The organism is Streptomyces sp. NPDC087901 (assembly GCF_044742205.1).
Classification (GTDB): domain Bacteria; phylum Actinomycetota; class Actinomycetes; order Streptomycetales; family Streptomycetaceae; genus Streptomyces.
Map to the genome: position 1 here is coordinate 41,037 of NZ_JBIUUC010000025.1, position 17,684 is coordinate 58,720.

3 protein-coding genes and 3 pseudogenes (1 of these 6 only partly in view) are annotated in these 17,684 nt (G+C 66.2%); 2 read left to right on the top strand and 4 right to left on the bottom strand.

The window, feature by feature from the left end; translation table 11 throughout:
- Positions 1-13,595, top strand: the final stretch of a protein-coding gene (locus ACIOEW_RS39230) for a lonely Cys domain-containing protein (protein WP_401970187.1). It extends 40,981 nt beyond the left edge of the window; 13,595 of the gene's 54,576 nt are visible here — the last part of the coding sequence; its start codon lies off the left edge, out of view; the stop codon is at positions 13,593-13,595.
- A 198-nt stretch (positions 13,596-13,793) separates the two neighbouring features.
- Here the strand turns inward: ACIOEW_RS39230 and ACIOEW_RS39235 are convergent.
- The 4 genes and pseudogenes from ACIOEW_RS39235 to ACIOEW_RS39250 form a co-directional block, all read right to left on the bottom strand.
- Positions 13,794-14,390 (bottom strand): annotated as a pseudogene (locus ACIOEW_RS39235) (transposase); the annotation flags it as partial.
- A gap of 170 nt (positions 14,391-14,560) precedes the next feature.
- Positions 14,561-15,340, bottom strand: a pseudogene (locus tag ACIOEW_RS39240) (IS5 family transposase).
- Positions 15,341-15,391: 51 nt separating this feature from the next.
- Positions 15,392-16,507: a transposase gene (locus tag ACIOEW_RS39245; protein ID WP_401970192.1), complete on the bottom strand. Its 1,116-nt coding sequence runs from the start codon at positions 16,505-16,507 to the stop codon at positions 15,392-15,394.
- A gap of 68 nt (positions 16,508-16,575) precedes the next feature.
- A complete protein-coding gene (locus ACIOEW_RS39250) occupies positions 16,576-16,923 on the bottom strand; it encodes a hypothetical protein (protein WP_401970189.1) in 348 nt (115 codons plus the stop codon).
- A gap of 414 nt (positions 16,924-17,337) precedes the next feature.
- Between ACIOEW_RS39250 and ACIOEW_RS39255 the strand changes: the two are divergent.
- Positions 17,338-17,595 (top strand): annotated as a pseudogene (locus ACIOEW_RS39255) (ISAzo13 family transposase); the annotation flags it as partial.
- Positions 17,596-17,684: the final 89 nt, after the last annotated feature.

The following is a 17,684-nucleotide window of genomic DNA, read 5'->3' on the forward strand; positions in this document are numbered from 1 at the left end:
TGTTCTCCAGCGCCCAGGCCGTCCCCTCAGAGCAGAACAAGCAGCCCCAGCAATCCGAAATCGGCTCCAGGGTATTGGAAGGAGAAGATGTATCGGGATGGTCGGATATGTTCGAGGGTCGGCCTGCCGACAATAGGATGCTCGGCAGGCCGCTGAGCCTGCGCGAGGAGCCGGCTGCGCACCAGCCACCATCAGTTGAGAACGGCACAGCACCGGGGACTGCCCCAGCACCCCCGAGCCCGTCCGATGCCGGACCAAAGCGCACGAGCCTCGCGGAGCAAGAGTTCGTCCCGCGATTCGTCGCGTATTACGGTATGCCGCAATGGCAGCAGTCCAGCCTGGAGTACGAGAAGGCGATCGGCCAGGTCCTGGCCGAGGACCCGTTGGTCATCGAGCACGCCCGTGCTGCCGTCACCCGCCTGTATGGTTATTTGGCCTCGCACCACGGGCACACCAAGGCCCGCCAGGCGTTCTTCCCTGAGCTTCAGGGCGCGTCCCACACCTGGAGGGCGATGTGGAATCTACGCAGGGACTCAGACACGAAGTTGTCTGAGCTCATGACAGCGTTCGCCAACGCTGCGTACGCCAACCCGTCAGGTGACTACACGCTGAGCAGTCTGCTGAGCGCACGCGAGAGTCAGCCGCGGTCGCGATGGCGGCGGATGATCAGGTACGTCACGGCGCTGCCGTCAACCATGCACCGATGGTGGTCCTCAATGCACCCGCTCACCCGCGGATGGTCTGCCAGCCGGTCTACACTCCCGCCCCGCCCATCGCCTGAGCGGCCTCGAGCCGCCGACTGGCTCGCGGAAATGCGAGAGGGACGCGGCCTGCTAGTTGGACAGACCACGGCGGAGCGAGCTGCGTGGCTGCTCCAAGTGAACCAGTGGTTGAGCGCGCCAGGCAGCGATCAGCGGCTGTTTCGTCAGGCGCTGATGGGCTGGCTGCTGCCTTTGGGGCAACACTCCCTGTTCGACATCCTCGAGGCGTCGCACCAGTCGGGGATGCAAGATACGTCCGAACCGGACCTCTCCCGGATGGACGCCCCGGGCCTGCACGGCTGGGCGGACGGGAACCTAGACCCACGCGTACTGCTGCGCAACGCAGACGTCCGGAAGCGGATCACGGTTGATGAAATGGGTTCTCTTCAGGAGGAGTTGCTTACCCCCCCGCACCAGCGGATGTATTGGAACAGGGCGGCGTGGTTGTCCGCAGAGGTCACCGGGGAAGGCATGGGGACGGACGCCATTGACCGGACGATCCGCAAGCCCGGTGCCAACGATTCCCGCGGGCCGGTGTCGCCGCGGTTCCACCCTGTCTGGCGCAAAAGACGCGAGGCGCTGCACGACTGGATGCTCCGCCACGACGGTTACCAGCTTCTGGAAAACACCAAAGCGGCCCACGTCCCCGCGTTGTACTTGGTCAGCGGCTCCGACGCGCGACTGCTCGACGAGCGGTTCGGCGACGCCGAGGAGAGCGCCAGGCTGTTGCGGGAGCGGGCGCGCGAGGCGGTCGAGGATGCCTTCTCAGCGGCTGATCGACCATCTGAGACAGACTTCTGGGCCTCGCTGCCGCTGCTATTTCTGCGCGACGAGCCGTTCCGGGCATTGGCCCGGGAGGTCCAGGACCTTCTTGATCAGGCGACGCCAGCCCCGACGCGGACGCCGCTGTCAGAGCTCCGGCGGGCTCTGACGGAACGCGCCGAGCAGCTGGCGGAAACTCTTTCGGAAGAGTCGGACGAGCATCGGGAGATGGCGGCCGAGGCGCTCGGCATGCTGCCGCCTGTCGCGGCTACCGTCTACTGGACCAGCCAAGAGTCGGATATCCCGGCCAAGGGCGCACACCTGCCGCTACCGCGCTTTCACTGGGCGACGACCCGTTTCCAGACCGCGCGCGCCCAGTCGCTGGGGCAGGGCGCGGACGGCCACCTGGTGGTGTGGGAGGCGGAGCGTGCCACAGGCCGCGACATCTCCCCATTCTCCCGCATTCCAGGCGAGGGCACCGTCCGCTATGCCGAGCCGGTGACCTTCGAGATCCTGGCGCGGGAGGAGCGTCTGGATGCGAGCGGGCAGCCGTATACCTACGTAAAGGTCCGTGAGGTCGCCGCCCCGCTCCGCCGGCAGCTGTGGCAGCGGGAAATCATCACCCGGCCCATCGTCAGCGACGGCCGGCGCATCGGTGAGGCCAGCTTCACCGAACGGGAATGGCATTACTTCGGTCCTCTGCTCCCGAGTCTCCCCAGCACTCGGACCTACACCACCTTTTCGCCCCGGCCCGGCGGTGGATCTGACTACAGCAGCGACCCGGCCGAGACGGTTCCGTGGGGCAAGGACGTCCGCTACTTCGCCGCCCACGGCTACCGCACGCACCTCGTCACCGTCTCGCCCACGGGTCGGCGAAACGCCACCGCCGACCAGGTGGGCTCCTACCTCGGCAACGTGCTACGCGATCAGCAGGTGCCGCCTGGGACGGAGCTGGTGCTTCAGTCGTGCGATGTGGGCAGCGGACAGGGCATCCAGGCGATAGCCGACCGCACTGGCCACGTAACCTTTGGATCACCCGGCGGACTGGAAATGCCCAGCGTGCATGGGCGCCTCCGTGTGGGGCTGCGCCACAGCCCGTATGAGCCCAAACCGACATGGCAGGCCCGCCGCCCTGGAGAGCAGGTCGCGACCGCCCATCAGACGCCCACAGGCCCAGCAGACCAGTCGGCGTGGGCCGGGGTGTACACCACCACGGCCTGGCCGGACCTTGCTCAGCGGTACGAGGACGCGTTCGGCCGAGTGCTCGCCGCCGACCCGCGCACGCTTGAAGACGCCAGGAAGGTAATCCGCTGGACCTTTGACGCCCACCGGAACACGTTGAGCCGACACGAGACCAGTAGGAAGTTCTTCGCCCCCGACCAATCGGACACGTTCGACTATCCGGCCGCTTTCGACCGCCTGCTGGACGAGAACTCGGGTGCGACGCTGCACGAGCTGATGACCGCGTTGTCCCACGGACTTCTTGGGAAGACCCCGGTCCTGCGCAGCGATCCCAAACCACTGAAGCCCGACGTCGCCAAAGAACTCCAGGACGAGCGCGGCTTCACGCTGATATTCGAAGCGAACCGGCTCTCCCGCTCCCTCTTTGCTGCCTACGAGCAGCGCCTTCAGCACGCCCCCGTCAGCGGTAGGGCGGCTTTCGTGCGCACGGTCATCGCATGGCTGCTGCCGGGTAATAGCGAATCGCTGTTCGCGGTGATGGACGCCGCCGGCAACGTGTTCGACGGCGACCACGTAACCGGGGCGTCGGCAGCTCTCACCGCCGACGCGGCGCACCTGTACGAGTGGGCGGACCGGGTCTACACCCCCCGCAAGCTGAACGCGGGGGACCTGCTCGACCGGCTGACACCGCCTCACCTGGAGATCGCTGACCGGTGGGCAATGGACGTCACCCACAGCCACGGGCTACCGGCCCGCGAGGCGTCCGCCCTACGTCTGCTTGCCGGTACGGACGCCCAGCTGCTCGACGCGAGATTCACGAACGGCGCGCGGGGTAAGAAGCTGCTGGCCGACGAGGTCCGCGCCGCCGTCCTGAGCGCTACCGCCCCGGGCGGCAGGCCGTTCCCCTCGCTCCTGACGCGAGATCCAAGATTCCAGGACCTAACTCAGCGGCTCGCGGCGGCTCTATCCGCCGAGGGCGGCGCTTCCGCAGAGACGGAAGCCGGCATCACCCTCCTCCTGGAACTCCTGGAGAGGGCCGGGGAACTCGTGGACACTCTCCTCGACCGGCTGCCCACAGACTTGGCGGTGGCGGCCACGGCGCTGCGCAGACTTCGGCCGGTGGCTGCCCGTGTCTGGTGGAGCACCTGGGCACCCGGCCCACTGGACACCGAAGCGACCGCCCCGGACGCGATCAGCGTCCCCCGTTTCCATCCCACGTCGCTCGACCCGCGCGCGGTGCTGGACACGATGGCCGCCCTACTAGGTGAGCAGCCCGACACTCGCCACCCCGTGCTCGTCGAAGTGATCGACTCTTCGGCCAGGGACATCTCCGCCTTCTCTGACGCCCCAAGCACGGGGCAAGCGCGTTACGCGGATGACCTGGTCCTGGAGGTCCTGCGCCGTGAGGTACGTCAGGACGAGCTGACCGGACTGCGCTACGAACACCTCCTGATTCGTGAGGCAGGCCGCCCTGGCCACGAGGGGCCCGGCAAGGACGGCCCTGGTAGCAACACCCCTGGAAGCGGCGGGGTTGGCCCGAACGGCGTAGCCCCCTCCGGCTCGGCCCCTTCCGGTGCCGACAGCTCCGGCACGGGCAGCCCCGGAACGCGTGGTCCGAGCGACGGTGATTCCGGACAGGCCCCCGTGACCCGGGGCATCAATGCTGCTTCTGGCAGCGTCTTCGGCAGCGGTAGGGCAGCCTCGGCGCCGGAAGGGCGCTGGCGGCTGCCCACCTACCTGGAGCGGATGTGGGCAGCGGGTCCGGCCACGTTCCACAGCCTGGAAGGCATCCCGTGGGTCGCAGAGACGATCCACACGCTAACCGGCAGCCACAACGAATCGATCGTCCGGGAACTGCGCGAGTGGCCCGGACGCTTCGTCGGCGCGGGCAAAGCGTTCCATATGCGCGGCAGCGACGGCTGGTACGACGTGAGCGTCGCAATGGTCCATCATCCGAACGAGAAGCGGCCGCTTATCACTTCCATCGGCGTCTCTGAAGAGGCCCCGAATTTGAGGGCAGCCAACGAATCGAGCGTCGCCACCTCCCAGTCAGCCGCGTTCACCACGGGTTATGCCGTCAGGGGCGGCGGCATGGTGCTGGCTCCGACCCCCACCCCAGGTGTGCTGGCGGGAGTCGTGGGCACGGTGAACGTCGCATTCGGTCAGCAGACGGTCAGCACGACAATCAGCCAGGGCCTCACCGACACCCGCATCGACACGTACGAGTCCGGCACGGTTGAGATCGCCCGGAAGGTGCAGTGGGTAGTTACCGCCCAGAAGGGCGGCGTCGCCCGAGGCCGGGCGTTCAGAGGTGAGGGCGCCACAACGGTCCGGGTGCCTATCGAGCACCTTGTCAAAAGCGTCCAGCCCCTAGTGAAAGAAGAGGAGTGGCCGACTGCGGGCGGACCCGAAAGCATCGATTCCGCGAAGGCCCGCGCGATCGCCCTGGCCGAGTCGCTGTCTCTCGTTGCCGCATACCCCCCGATGCACGAGGGCGGGCACGAGAACGGCTACTTCCGCGCCGTCAGCTCGGCCCTGCACCCATCGCTTACGGCCCCCGGATCTCCTGGTCGCTCCACCGCCATGGCGAAGACCTCAGTCGACGGCGTTCTGAAAGACCTTCCAACAGCCCTCGAGGGATGGACGAATTCGCCCGACCTCACCAGTCGCGACGGTGTTCAGGGCGCCTATCGGATGAACGCGCGGATCACCACACTCGCCCCAGTGTCTTTGGTCGAGGCCACCGAAGCACCGACGCACCACAAATACAGCCAGACGAGCGCTACACAGGTCGGCAACTCATACGGCGGTCAGGTAGTGGTCGGACCCATCGTTTCGGTGGAGCCGGCGCCAGGCGGCCCGAATGTTCGGTTCTACTTCCAGCCCGGTCTGGGGCTGAGCCGCAGCCGGACAGTCTCGCAATCCACCGGGGTAGAAGCGAAACAGAGCACAAAGATCAAGGGCATCAAGGTGCTCTACAAGGCCCGCGTGAGGCTCACAGTAGAGGGCACAGTCCCGCTGTCGCCGAAGGCTCGCGCGTTCGGGGCGCGGCCTCATAAAAACGATCTCACCGTGTGGCTGACCCTGCGGCTCGACCAGGCGAAGGCCCTGGACCTGCCCCTCCCGCCCAGCGCAGAACCCGACCGGATGCTCGCCCCCGCCGGGTATGCGTTTGGTGCACTTGCCGTGCCCCGGCCAACTCAGCACCCGCTCTTCCGCCACCCCGGCTTCCATCGGTACCTGCCGCTCGGTGCCAGGGGAGCCGGAGTCAGCTTTGGCGCAGTAGACACCGACCCGCTGGTTAAGCGAATCGAGGAGCTATTCGAGACCGACGAGCGACTGGCTGGGTTCCTGCCGAAGTTCGGGCCAAAAGCTGCGGAGCCGGGCCGCTTCGAGACCGAGGCCGATAGGGCCAGGCAACGGAACAACCACCGCACGCTGACCCAGGCGCTCTCCCCGAGCGGATTCCGCACGCGCAAGGGCATGCTGCTCACCACAGGCATCCCCATCCGGCTGCGGCGCAAGCACTGGCACGTCGATGAATCCGTACTCGTCCGCGTCAAGGCCACGCTGATCGACGACGAGGCCGAGTACCAGGGGGACGTCCCCAGCTGGGGCATCGAGACCGCCCGCGGGCTCAGCTCCGGCAGCCAGAGCGGGGCCGAGGCAGAACAGGGCGCGATGGTGCGCCTCGGATTCTCGGCCAAGGTCATACCCGGACATCTATACCTGACCGGTTCAGGGAACGTCGGTATAGGCACCACTCACAGCGCCCAGGCCGGCCCGAAAACCTCGAAGACCGTCCTCAGCGAAGGCACGGACGAGGCGAGCGCGTTCAGGGGGAAGCTCGTCCTCGAAGTGACTGTCACCTCTGTACACGTGCAACGGGCATGGCGGCGCTCGGTGACACCAGGGCTTCCGGGCCGGCACGCGCCCGAAATACACACGCTTGTCAGCACCCAGCCAGCCAGTCGTGACATCGAGCTGCTGCAGGTACCGCAACTGCCAGTACAACTCACTGCTGACACCGCCATGACACTGCGCGCACCACTGCCGAAGGCCCACCACGCCGCTCTCCCACCGCGTTCGATCTCTGTGCCACAGGTCCTCGGCATCGGCACGCTCCTCGACCCCGAGTGGGCTCCTCCAATGGAGGGACAGCGCCGATTGAGCGAATGGCTCTTGTTGGAGGCGGTAGGAGACCCCGAGCCGATCCAGGCACTCGCCCACCGATTGATAGCGAAGGCCACGGGAGACGACAAGGCCCTATCCACGCCCGGTCTCGGCCCGGCGCTGGCCATCGAGGAGCGCATGAGCGCCGAGTCCATTGAGGCCGGGTTCCCGCGCGCCCTCAAGGGCGCCTGGATCGTGGACGGATTGCGCTACAACCGGCGGTGGAACGGCGTCGCGGCAGCCGTCGGCGCACGACTGAATGCGATCAACCCGACCGTGGTTCACGTAGCGGTAGGACCAAGAGTCAATAGCTCGACCGGTGGTGGGTACACGGCTGGCGGAAGCAAACAGAGCGCGGTGGCCGCGGACATCAGTTTCGGCGTTTCCGGAGCCGGAGACGCCGCTCCAAAACTCTGGATGCTCTCCGGAGTCGCAGCCTCGTACAGTACGAGCTGGGCATCCGCACAGCGGATGAGTAACTCCGGCTCAATCATCCGGACGTCGATGAGTCACATCGGCGACCGGATCGTGCTGGTCCAGGCCAACCTTGAGGTGCTGATGGTTGCCGAGGCCTCCACGCGCGACGGAGACCCGCGAGTGGAATCGGAAGGGTTGGCGCTGGACGGTTCTGTTATGGCCTGGCTTACCGAGCGCCAGGCACTTGACCTTGGGCTCGGCCCACAGATCGACACACAATTGGCGAAGCAATCCCGTAGTACGGGCATCTCGTCTGCACACGCGACCGTCGCCCCCGTCGGTGAGTCGCAGAAGACCACATCGGACACACACCGGTTCATCGGCCAGGACGCCCACCTCGAACTGCCTGGTACTGGCCCGCTCGGCCCAGGTAACTTCGACAAAGTGCCAGACTTCGGCCGTCTCCTGCCTGGCCTCCGCACGGCACTGGAGATGCATCTTCCGGAACTCGCGGAGCAACTTCTGCCCAACCAACTCTTGCGGGACACCAAGCGCAACACCCAGCGTCTCGCAGCCGTACTCGATCCGATCGGTGCGGCGGGGCTGCTCGGCAGCGCCCTCGATGGCGGTGTCCCTATCGAGCTGTTCCGCAACGGGTCGCAGGACGCCCACGTCGTCCGGTTCGTCGTCGGCCGAGGCACGGGAACCTTCGAGGACCGCCCGAAGGACCGCCGGCACATGGTGTTCAGTACCAGCGCGTCGTTCGACGAGGAGGAAACGAAGTCCAAGACAAACAATCTGCGCCTCAGCGCGACCGCCATGCCCGTGGGATCCATAAGCGAGACGAAGGGCGTAGTTCCCGGCGTGGCATCCGGCGCACTGGGACTCGCCAACACCGCAGAGGACACTATGAGCCGCAGCCGCGGGGCGAACGTCGACACCGTCGCCCTGCCGGACGCCGACGTCGTTCGCCTACGCATCCCCATAACGACCGGCAGGCTCGACCTCTACGCGCCAGGCAGCGACGCCACCGGCGAACCCATGCTGTCCGTGGAGCTCAACGCACCAAAGACCGGGGAGGACGACCGCTATCTCCTCTACCGCGTCCTGAAATCGGACGTCCGCGCCATGGCCGCTCTCGTACGCCAACAAGAGCACACGACCACGGTCCGCCACACATCCTTCCAGTCGGATTCCCTGAAGGACTGGCTCAGCCATGGCGTCGACCTCCCGCCGGAGGCCCAGGTCCTCAGCGTCGAAGGAGCACCGCTGGTCCGGCGCACGCTTGCAGCCATGGCGAACGAGATGCACGCCTACAGCGACTTCACAACGGCCGGCACCGCCCAGTCCCATGTCAGCGGCGATTCAGTGACCACCGAGTGGCTGACAGCGTCACTGCCCGCGCTCGCGAAGACTGGCGCTCCGTTGCCCGGCATATACGCATCCGGTGCGCGCGGTGGACAGGACCTTGATACATCCCTGTACGCCAGGCTTACGGACGGCCAGATTCTTGACTACTCCAGCGAACGCCTGGTGTTCGACTACGACGACACCGCTTCTGGCCCGCCCCGGCTCGGCTCCCAGGGCCACAGCAGTGGATCGAGTGACTCCGAGACCGCAGCCTGGTCCGGGAACACCGGCTGGATAAGAGGCCGGGAACACGACGTCCACGACTACGGCGGGGGCACCAGCATGAGCCTCGGCGAAAACACGCAGAGCGGCGCGTCGGCAGTGAGCACCCAACGCTCAAACGCCACCCGGAAGAGCCTGAGCGTCCTGGTGTCCTTCGAGGTAAACCTGCGGCTTATCTCGACACTCAATCGCACCGGGCGGCGCATCGGCCTCCCGGCCAGCCGGAACGACGCACAGTTCACGCTTCCCAGGCGGGTGGCCGTCCGGATGACCCTGGCCTCCGCGCTGAGCTTGGTAGATGCCAACTCCGTGACCGATGTGCGAGGTTACTTGGATGGCCGCCGTTTCACCCACTGGCCTTCCGATGTTCTCGTGCGCGATGTGCATGCGGCTGGTGGCAGGTTCATCGGTCAGGCAAGCTTCGACGCTGCCGACTGGCGACGCCGTGATGACGCCTACCGGCAGCTGGACCAGGTCAGCGAGTACGTCGGGTGGAGCAGGGACAAGCAGGGCAACCTGGTCGGAACGCGCAGGGCCCTGCCTGTCACCTCAGCCACCGGCACTTTCTACTTTGCCGGGCATGGATCTATAGACGGGCTCCGCCTCGCCACAGTCGACGGTTCCGACAAGGCAACCAATCCTGGAGAAGCAGCCCATGCGCTGCGACTTCTTGCGACTGCGGGGTTCACAAGCATCACGATGCTGGACTGTGCCTACGACCTGTCTAAGGGCGGCGCAGCCTCGACCGCCCGGCGCGAAGCGCAGGACCGGGCGATCGCCGCACAGTCGGGGCTCGACGTCTACAGGGCACATGGGCAGAGCGCATTGACCCTTGGCACAGACGACTCGACGCCCTTGCTCCATCTCAGAGAAGACGTTGAAGGACAACGCACCCTCTGGCACGTTTACCACCCCGACGGCAACTCCGCCGCCGTACCGGAACACGAACCCACGCCGGTCTCGGGCCCTGTGCCCGCCGCGCAGCACCCCGCACCCCAAGACTGGAACGCAACGGATCTCGGGGAACCGCCAGGGTTCAGCTCTCATTTGCACAATGTCCAAAGTCCGGACTGGGCTGCCCCGCACCCGCAGAACTCGCGCGTCGAGGAGGAGGCCCACGCAGACCCCGACGTGATGGACGACGACTCCGACTTCACCCCGGACGATGAGAGTGTCATCTTCGGCGATGACACTCCTGCGCTTCCGGAGCTGTGGCGCTTGTTGGTCGGTACCGGTCGTCTCAGCAATGAAGACTTGCATGCGGCGTTCGAGACTCTGGCCGGGATTCTTCCCAGCAACCTGGGCCTGGTCCCCCTGACACTGGCGGAGCTGGACACGTTCGCCGTCAAGATGCTGCACCTGCGGCACGTGCCTGACCCGGCTGACCGGCGCTGCCAGGCCGTCGAAGCCGTGTTGGCGGCACGGCGCGAGGGACGGGCCCGCAGCCTGGCAGCCCTGGAAGCCCACCACCTCCAGGCCGAGGGGGTCTACAACGACCCATGGCTGCTCACGAGCCCCGAGGGTCGGAATCTGGGCCGTGACTGGAACGCCGAGGTACCAGGAAACCTGAACCTGAGCACGGTCGGCCTAGTGGAGGTAGGGGACGACGGTCGCGTCGTATTTGTCGATGACGGTTTCGTCGACGCCCCGTGGCCTGCCAATACTTTTCTCTACATACTCGCCAGGGATGAAGGTGGGGAGACGACTGACCTGCAAGCGCGTCGGTTCCAAATCCGCACCGCCCAAGGCGTCCGACCGGTTACCGAGGACGTGGTTGCCGAGCTGATCGCTAACGACCCGGCCCGGCCGCCCGGCACTCCAGTCCTCCTGCTCACTCGGTACCGATTGGACCTGGCACTAGAGTTGGCACGGAGTGCGGCCAACACCATCGGCGAAGCCGTGTGGACGTCTACCGGCCATGTGGGGACGTGGAACGACAACCAGACCGGTACGACCTTCCCAGTCCGGATCGACAAGCATCCGGGCATAGAGCCGGTAGGGCAGTGGGTGGTCAGCCCGCCCGACTTGCTGCCCCCGCCAGAGATGGAACTGGGGGCCAGCGGCCAGTGGCTCTACAACGACGCGGGCGACGAACGTTTTTGGGTACCTGACCGAAACCTGATCACCCATGCCCTCATCGACTCCGAAACTCATGAGTCCATCGGCCGCTCCACCCTCAGCGACATTGAACAGAGTCATGCCGAGCGCCTCAACTACCATTCATTGCTGCGCTCTGCGCGCTTCACTTATCACACGGATCCGAGTTTTGCGACTTTTGCCCCTGTGGGGACGAGGCCCGTGCCGTGGGCGGACGCGGACGCGGCCCTGCGGATGTACGTCTTCGACGGTCACAGCGACGCCCACGGTCGCTTCTGGTGGCGGGCGCGGATTGACGGGGAGGTCAGGGAGCTGTGGGGGCCCGCGCGGTCCGCAGGCGGCTATCTCACACGACGCCCCAGCTTGGCTAGATTGCGCCAGCAAGCCGCAGGCCGCCCCGTGCCCATCCTTGTCTCACGGTGCTATGCGGCATCCGTGCCGCAAGGAGCCGTAAACCCGCTGACCACAGGCGAATCCGCCCAGATGCTGGCCACCGTAGCCAGCCAACCCGTCTACGCACCCACCGTAGAGGCGGCCCTAATAGGCCCCAAGGCCAGCCCCAAGCTGCTCCTCCCCGCCAGCAGCCGGGGCGGGTTCGGCAGGTGGAAGGAGTTCCGGCCAGAACCGGAGGGCGCGGCGCTAGATCAGTTGGCACGCGCCATGGGCCTCACAACTGGGCCCGGCCCGATTCCGCAACACATTGTCGGCCAGGCTGCCCGCCTGGTACGGGCCCTTCGGCAGGTGTTTGGCCCCACTGCTGAGCACGACCCGCGCCTTGTGGCCGGTATTGGTGCCCTGGAACGACTCCGCCAAGCCGACCCTGCTTTTGACGGAACCGGCCCCTTCACCCTCGCTTTCTTCAAGCACGCCGCGCAGCAACTCCATCTGAGCACTGGCCAGCCCACCCCCGCGGCCGACGCGTACGCCGGCGCCAACGCTCACCGCGCATTGCTCGCACATGCCTGGCAGTGGGGCCAGGCATCCGCCCACGACTTCACTACCTTCGGGCTCACCGCTCACCTGCCCCTTCCCACGGTGCAAGGCCTCCGTCAGATATGGACTCGCTCCGGCGCCGCGGCGACGGATGCCGTTCTTCGCAACGTGAACTCCGCCAAGTCGGTGAATGGCCCCGTGATAGAACCAGTCGCCGAGGAAGACCGGCGCGCCCTGGCCTTCTGGTCACTGGTAGAGGCACATGTTGTGATCGACGCCTGGGGCGGGCTCACGGAGGACCTCGTGCGACAGGTGCTCCACCTGGACCAAACCCAACCAGTCACCCAGGAACGACAAGACACCGTCCGGGTTCTGGTGGCACACGCGATCGCAGCCGGCCGCACCGGAACTGGACCCGCCGCCTGGGCCGCCCACCATCTGGAATCCACCACCCAACTTCTCACCTTCGCCACCGCTACCGTAGGCACTTCCGACAACGCCTGGGGCCGCAACTTCACCGGCAGGCCGATCAATGAACTGCAACTGCCGTCAGACACGGGGACAGAAGGCCGCTATTTTGTGATTGCCGAGGTCGGTCCAGGCTATGTCGACATGGCCGTGCCGAACGGGGCCCCGCACCGGGCGACGTTCGACCAAGTCGCCGAGCTTGTGGCAGCGGACCCCGATCTCCCCGACCTGCCGGCGACCGCCGTGCTTCTGGTCTCAGGCGATCCTGGTGGACGGGTGGCCCTGGCCCACGCAATCGCGGACCGAACCGGCCGACGCGTAATCCACTACGACAGCCCCGATGGTCTTACCGTGACCGACGCCGACGAAGCCGGTATCTCTCATGTGCACGCGACCGCCGCCCCCGGACAGGCTCTGCTCAAGTTGTGGAAGCCCGTGCTTCCGTACCGCCCACACTTCCTCCCACCCCCCTCCCTCCCTGGAAGGGGCGACACTATGCCCTTCGGAGCCGCGCCCACCGCATCAGCCCTACGCTTCACCCGGCCTGCCGGGCAGTACGCCAACATCGACCAGGTGGAATCTGAGTCGCATTTCGCCACAGTCTCGTCGCCACCCCACGTCTACCACCGCTCCGAGCCATACACGGCCGAACTAGACGGCGCGGTACTGACGCTGGCTTTGAACGAGCACCCGCAGACAGGCAGGGAGTTCACCGGCTCGTTGCTGTCCGCCCTTTCTCACGTGGCGCCGGCGGCGCTTGAGGTCCTCGTGGCGGCTGAGGCCGATACAGTCGAAGCGCTGTCCCTTTGGCTCTCCTTGCGCGTCACAGAGGCTGATATTTTCGCCCACACGCTTCCGTCCGTGGATGGTGGGGCCGTGGTGCCGCTGAACTTGCTGCTCGATGCTGGTGTGCCGCTCTCGCCAGGGCAGCAGGTGCAGGCCGCCCTGTCCGGACACGAGTTGTCAATCACGGACGTCGACCTGGGTCTCGTCCACCGGTTCCGGCTCCTGCTCATCGACCCAACGTACGCAGACGACAAAGCGGAGACCGTCAGGGATTGGATGGTCCGAGTCCTGGCCGCCGTGGCAGCCCGAGAACTGGGCATCCGGATAGCGCTGCTGCATTCGAACGGAAAAATCGATTTCTATGGCGGCGATGAAGATGCATGATCGAGAGGCCGACGATGACAAGCTGACGGTGATGGGCAAATGCTGGTGCTGCCTGGACGGAGACGTGCTTAAGCTTGGCGTTTTTTGTAGCTTTGGTGCTTGCGATGGCTTCCGCAGGGTTTGGTTTTCCTGTTTCCCGACGGGGTGCTCGCGTGCGCGTTGCTTGTTCTTCATCCCGATTGGCCGGCCGGGGCCTGCGGTGCTGGGTTTCGAGGCCGCAACCTCGAACGCGAACTCCGCCCCGCGCTTGGGCTTGCGCCCGTGTTTGCCCGCCAGCTGCGGTGGGGGCGGGAAGTACAGGACGCGGTCCGAACGCATCCGGCCCAGCTGTTCCACGGGGAGGTCCGCGAGCAGGAAAGCCAGACGGGTCACGTCATAGCCGGCATCGACGACGACCAGGACGGGCAGGTCACCGATCTGCCACTGGCCTGTCACATACAGCCGCTGGAACACGTCCCGGACCTGGGCGGCGGTGACGGCGATTGCGTCGTCCCACGGACACAGCCGGACCACGTCCAACATGGCAGTCCACGAAGTCCGCCCCTGCTCCAGAGCAGCAACGAAGGAATAGGGCCACCCGGGAATCATCTGGGCCGAGCCCCTGCCCCGACCGTACGTGTGGCAGAACAGCCGATCCGGGCTGGTATTCGCATCAGGCCGCAACCAGTCGCTGACATCGACCGCCAGGACCAACCGCCCCTCCGCCGTCCGGGGAAGCGGCAGACCCGCCAGCGCCCGGCGCAGCCGTGCCCCACCCAGAAGCCCGCGGTTCAGCCCGCCGTACAACGCACCATGCATCCCGCTGCAGCAGACTCATTGCTCCGGCCTTCGTGCTGGTCAAGTGCCTCTGTGACGGAGCACAGGATCAGGCGAAGGCCGCTCTCACGTCAGGCTCTCAGCGGACAGCGTCACCAAGTTCGACGCCACGTTCGACCGCGGACGAAACGCCCAGCTAAGAAGTCATCTCATTTGGCGAGTCTGCGGTAGCAGATGAGGGTGCAGGCGATGCTAGTGAAGGCGAGGAAGTGCTCGGCTTTGCGTTCGTAGCGACGGTGGAGGCGGCGGCAGCCGGCGAGCCACGACATGGTGCGTTCGACGGTCCACCGGTGGCGTCCCACTCGCTGCGATGACTCGATTCCCTTGCGTGCGATGCGTTGCTGGATGCCACGCTGGCGTAACCATTGCCGCAGGTGGGAGTAGTCGTAGCCCTTGTCCGCGTGGAGCTTTGCTGGCTTGCGGCGGTATCCCCTGCACGAGCGGGATCAGGGCCTGGCTGTCGTGCAGGTTCGCCCCCGAGATTCCGACGGACAGGGGCAGACCGGTTCGCTCGGTGATCAAATGGATCTTCGACCCGTACTTGCCCCGATCGATAGGATTCGGACCTGTTAGGTCCCCCTTTTCAGGGCCCGCATGTTCACCGAGTCGATCGCGCACCGCGTCCAGTCCAGTTCGCCGCGGGCACCGAGTTCGTCGAGGACCAGGCGGTGGAGCTTGGCCCACACCCTGGCCTTCGACCACTCCGAGAACCGCCGGTGGGCGGTCGCTCCGGACGGGCCGAACGACGCTGAAGGCAACTGCTGCCAGGTACAACCTGACGTGGCCACGAACACGATCGCGGCCAGAACTTCCCGGTCGCCGTGCCGACGCCGACCACCGCCCTGAGGCCGCGACGGCGCCTCCGGCACCACCCGCTGGAACAACTCCCACAACTCATCCGGCACCAGCCGCTCAACGATCCCCACCATGACTCACAGATTACCGGGGCGCCCAAATGAGATGACTTCTAAGACGGTGTCCTATGTGGTGAGTCGGTGGAGTCGTTTGTAGCAGCAGAGGGCGGCTGCGAGGCCGAGAAAGGCCAGGTAGTTGCGGGGTTGGCGTTCGTATCGGTGGTCGAGTTGGCGGTAGCCCGTCAGCCAGGACATGGTCCGCTCGATGACCCATCTGCGGCGTCCTAACGGCGCTGTGCGCGATTGAGGTCGGGGCATGTTGGCCTGGCAGGTGTCGGGTGGGTGATCACCTCTTGGCGGTGCGATCGGAGACCAGGCCGGCCACCGCCAAGTAGCTTTCGTCGAAGAACTCGCGGCGTCCGAGGTGCCGCTGGAGTGTCCGCCACTGCTTGTGCTCGGCGTTGGCGTGCTCGACGCAGATTCGTTCTGATGACTGCTGGCGGCGGGCGGCATCCCACGCCGCGAGGGCCCCGGCGGGGCGTGCTTCTTCGGCTTCAGGGGCGGGGCCTGGACCTGGTCGGGGAACTGCTTGGCCAGTCCCTGGTAGCCGGCATCGACTTTAGCCCTGACCGCCAGGTATCGCTCGAACAGGTCGCAGATGCCCGCGGTCTTCACTGCTGTCTGGTCGTGCACGCGGCCGGGCCGGAACGCGCCAGCCCAAAGGGTGCGGCCCTGCTCGTCGGTGACGACGGTGGCCTTCTTGGTGTTCTGCCGCATCTTCCCCGAGACGAACGCTCGCCGTCCTGGTCTGTTCGCCCCGGGGCGGCGCACCCGGACCTCGGTACCGTCCAACCTCAGTTCCACGCCTTCGGCCGCCGCGTAGGCGAAGACGTCCTCCAACGTGCGAAGCCGCAGGTCGAGGCGTCCCGGCACAGCGAAGCCCCGGGCAGCCAACAGCGGACGGATCTCATGGACGGCGCGGGTGATCGTGGAGCGGTCCACGCCGTAGAGCACAGCCAGAGCTGCATGAGGAAGCTGTAACCGCAGGACGACCAGGGTGACGATGATCCGGTCGGTGAACACCAACTGATGGTTCGGGCCGGCCCCGGCTGCCCGCAGACGGCCGCGACCCCTGCGGTTGTGTAGTCGGCCCTCCTCAGAGGCCATCCACGCATGAGCCAACTCGCCGACCAGCGCACCGAGTCGACGGGGCTGAAGGCCGGTGAAGACAGGATGGGACATGGCCGTGCGACCAAGGTATTGCGTCACATCAACATCCAACCCGCACAGCCCCCCTCACGCCACGGTCCTCAGAAGGTGTCGAGCGCGCCCACGGCCGCACAGATGTGGCCCGGCCCGCCCCCCGACCGCTTCCCGGCGCACCACCAGGAGAGCAGCCCCTCCACGTCGCGCGTATGCATGCCCAGGTCGTGTTCGACACACAGGGGCCACGCCTGCCACAGACGCTCAGCGACGGTGTCCTGGGCGGCGTCGGCGACGATCGCCAAGGCATGAGCAGAGTCCTCTGGCGTCTTCGGGTACAAATGGCTGCCGTGCCACTCGCCGTTGGCCAGGGCAACGTAGACATACTCCGGCTCGCCCGCCTCGTAGGAAGGCTGGGCCAGCAGTTGCAGAGGTCCCTGCTCAGGAAGAGTCACGGCCAAGTCCTGGTTGAGGACCGCGAGAGCCTCGTCCCACAAGGGGTACTCGCCTCGCGAGACCCGACGGACTTCGGGTTGATCGATAAGAGCATGCATAGGGCCATCCTCGGCTACGGACCCCGGACCTCAATTGCGCACAACCTCGTAAGCGTTCGCTGGACTCGACTCCCTTGCGGGCGATGCGCACGCCGATGTGCTTGCCCAGAGCCGTTTACGCAGGTGAGGAACGTCGTAGGCCTTGTCCGCATGCAGGCGCTGGGGCTTTAAGGGCTTGCAGGGAATCACAGTGTTGCTTCCCGCTCCGGTCGTCGTTGTTGTGGTGCGCGCATCCCGGACGAGACTCGTAACCAACTTGCTTTGAAGCTCGTGGTGTTGTTCCCGCACCTGGACGAACGGCAACGGCGGCTGTTGATGGCCGCGGAGGCCCGGAGTCTGGGCCATGGCGGCATCCGGGTTGTCGCGCAGGCCGCGGCGATAAGTGAGACAACAGTCCGCAAGGGCGTGTTCGAGCTTGAGGCGGGCGAGGAGCCTCTGGGGCGGGTGCGGTGACCGGGCGGGGGACGCAAGCGGGCCGCGGATCTGGACCCGGGGCTGCGGCCGGCCTTGCTGGCACTGGTCGAGCCGGATGAGCGGGGGGATCCGATGTCGCCGCTGCGGTGGACAGTGAAGCTTCCCCTTGATCGTGGACACCTGGAGACTGGGACCTGAGGTTCCAGAGGAAGTAGCACCAGGTGGGAAACAAGTACACGAAGCGGTAC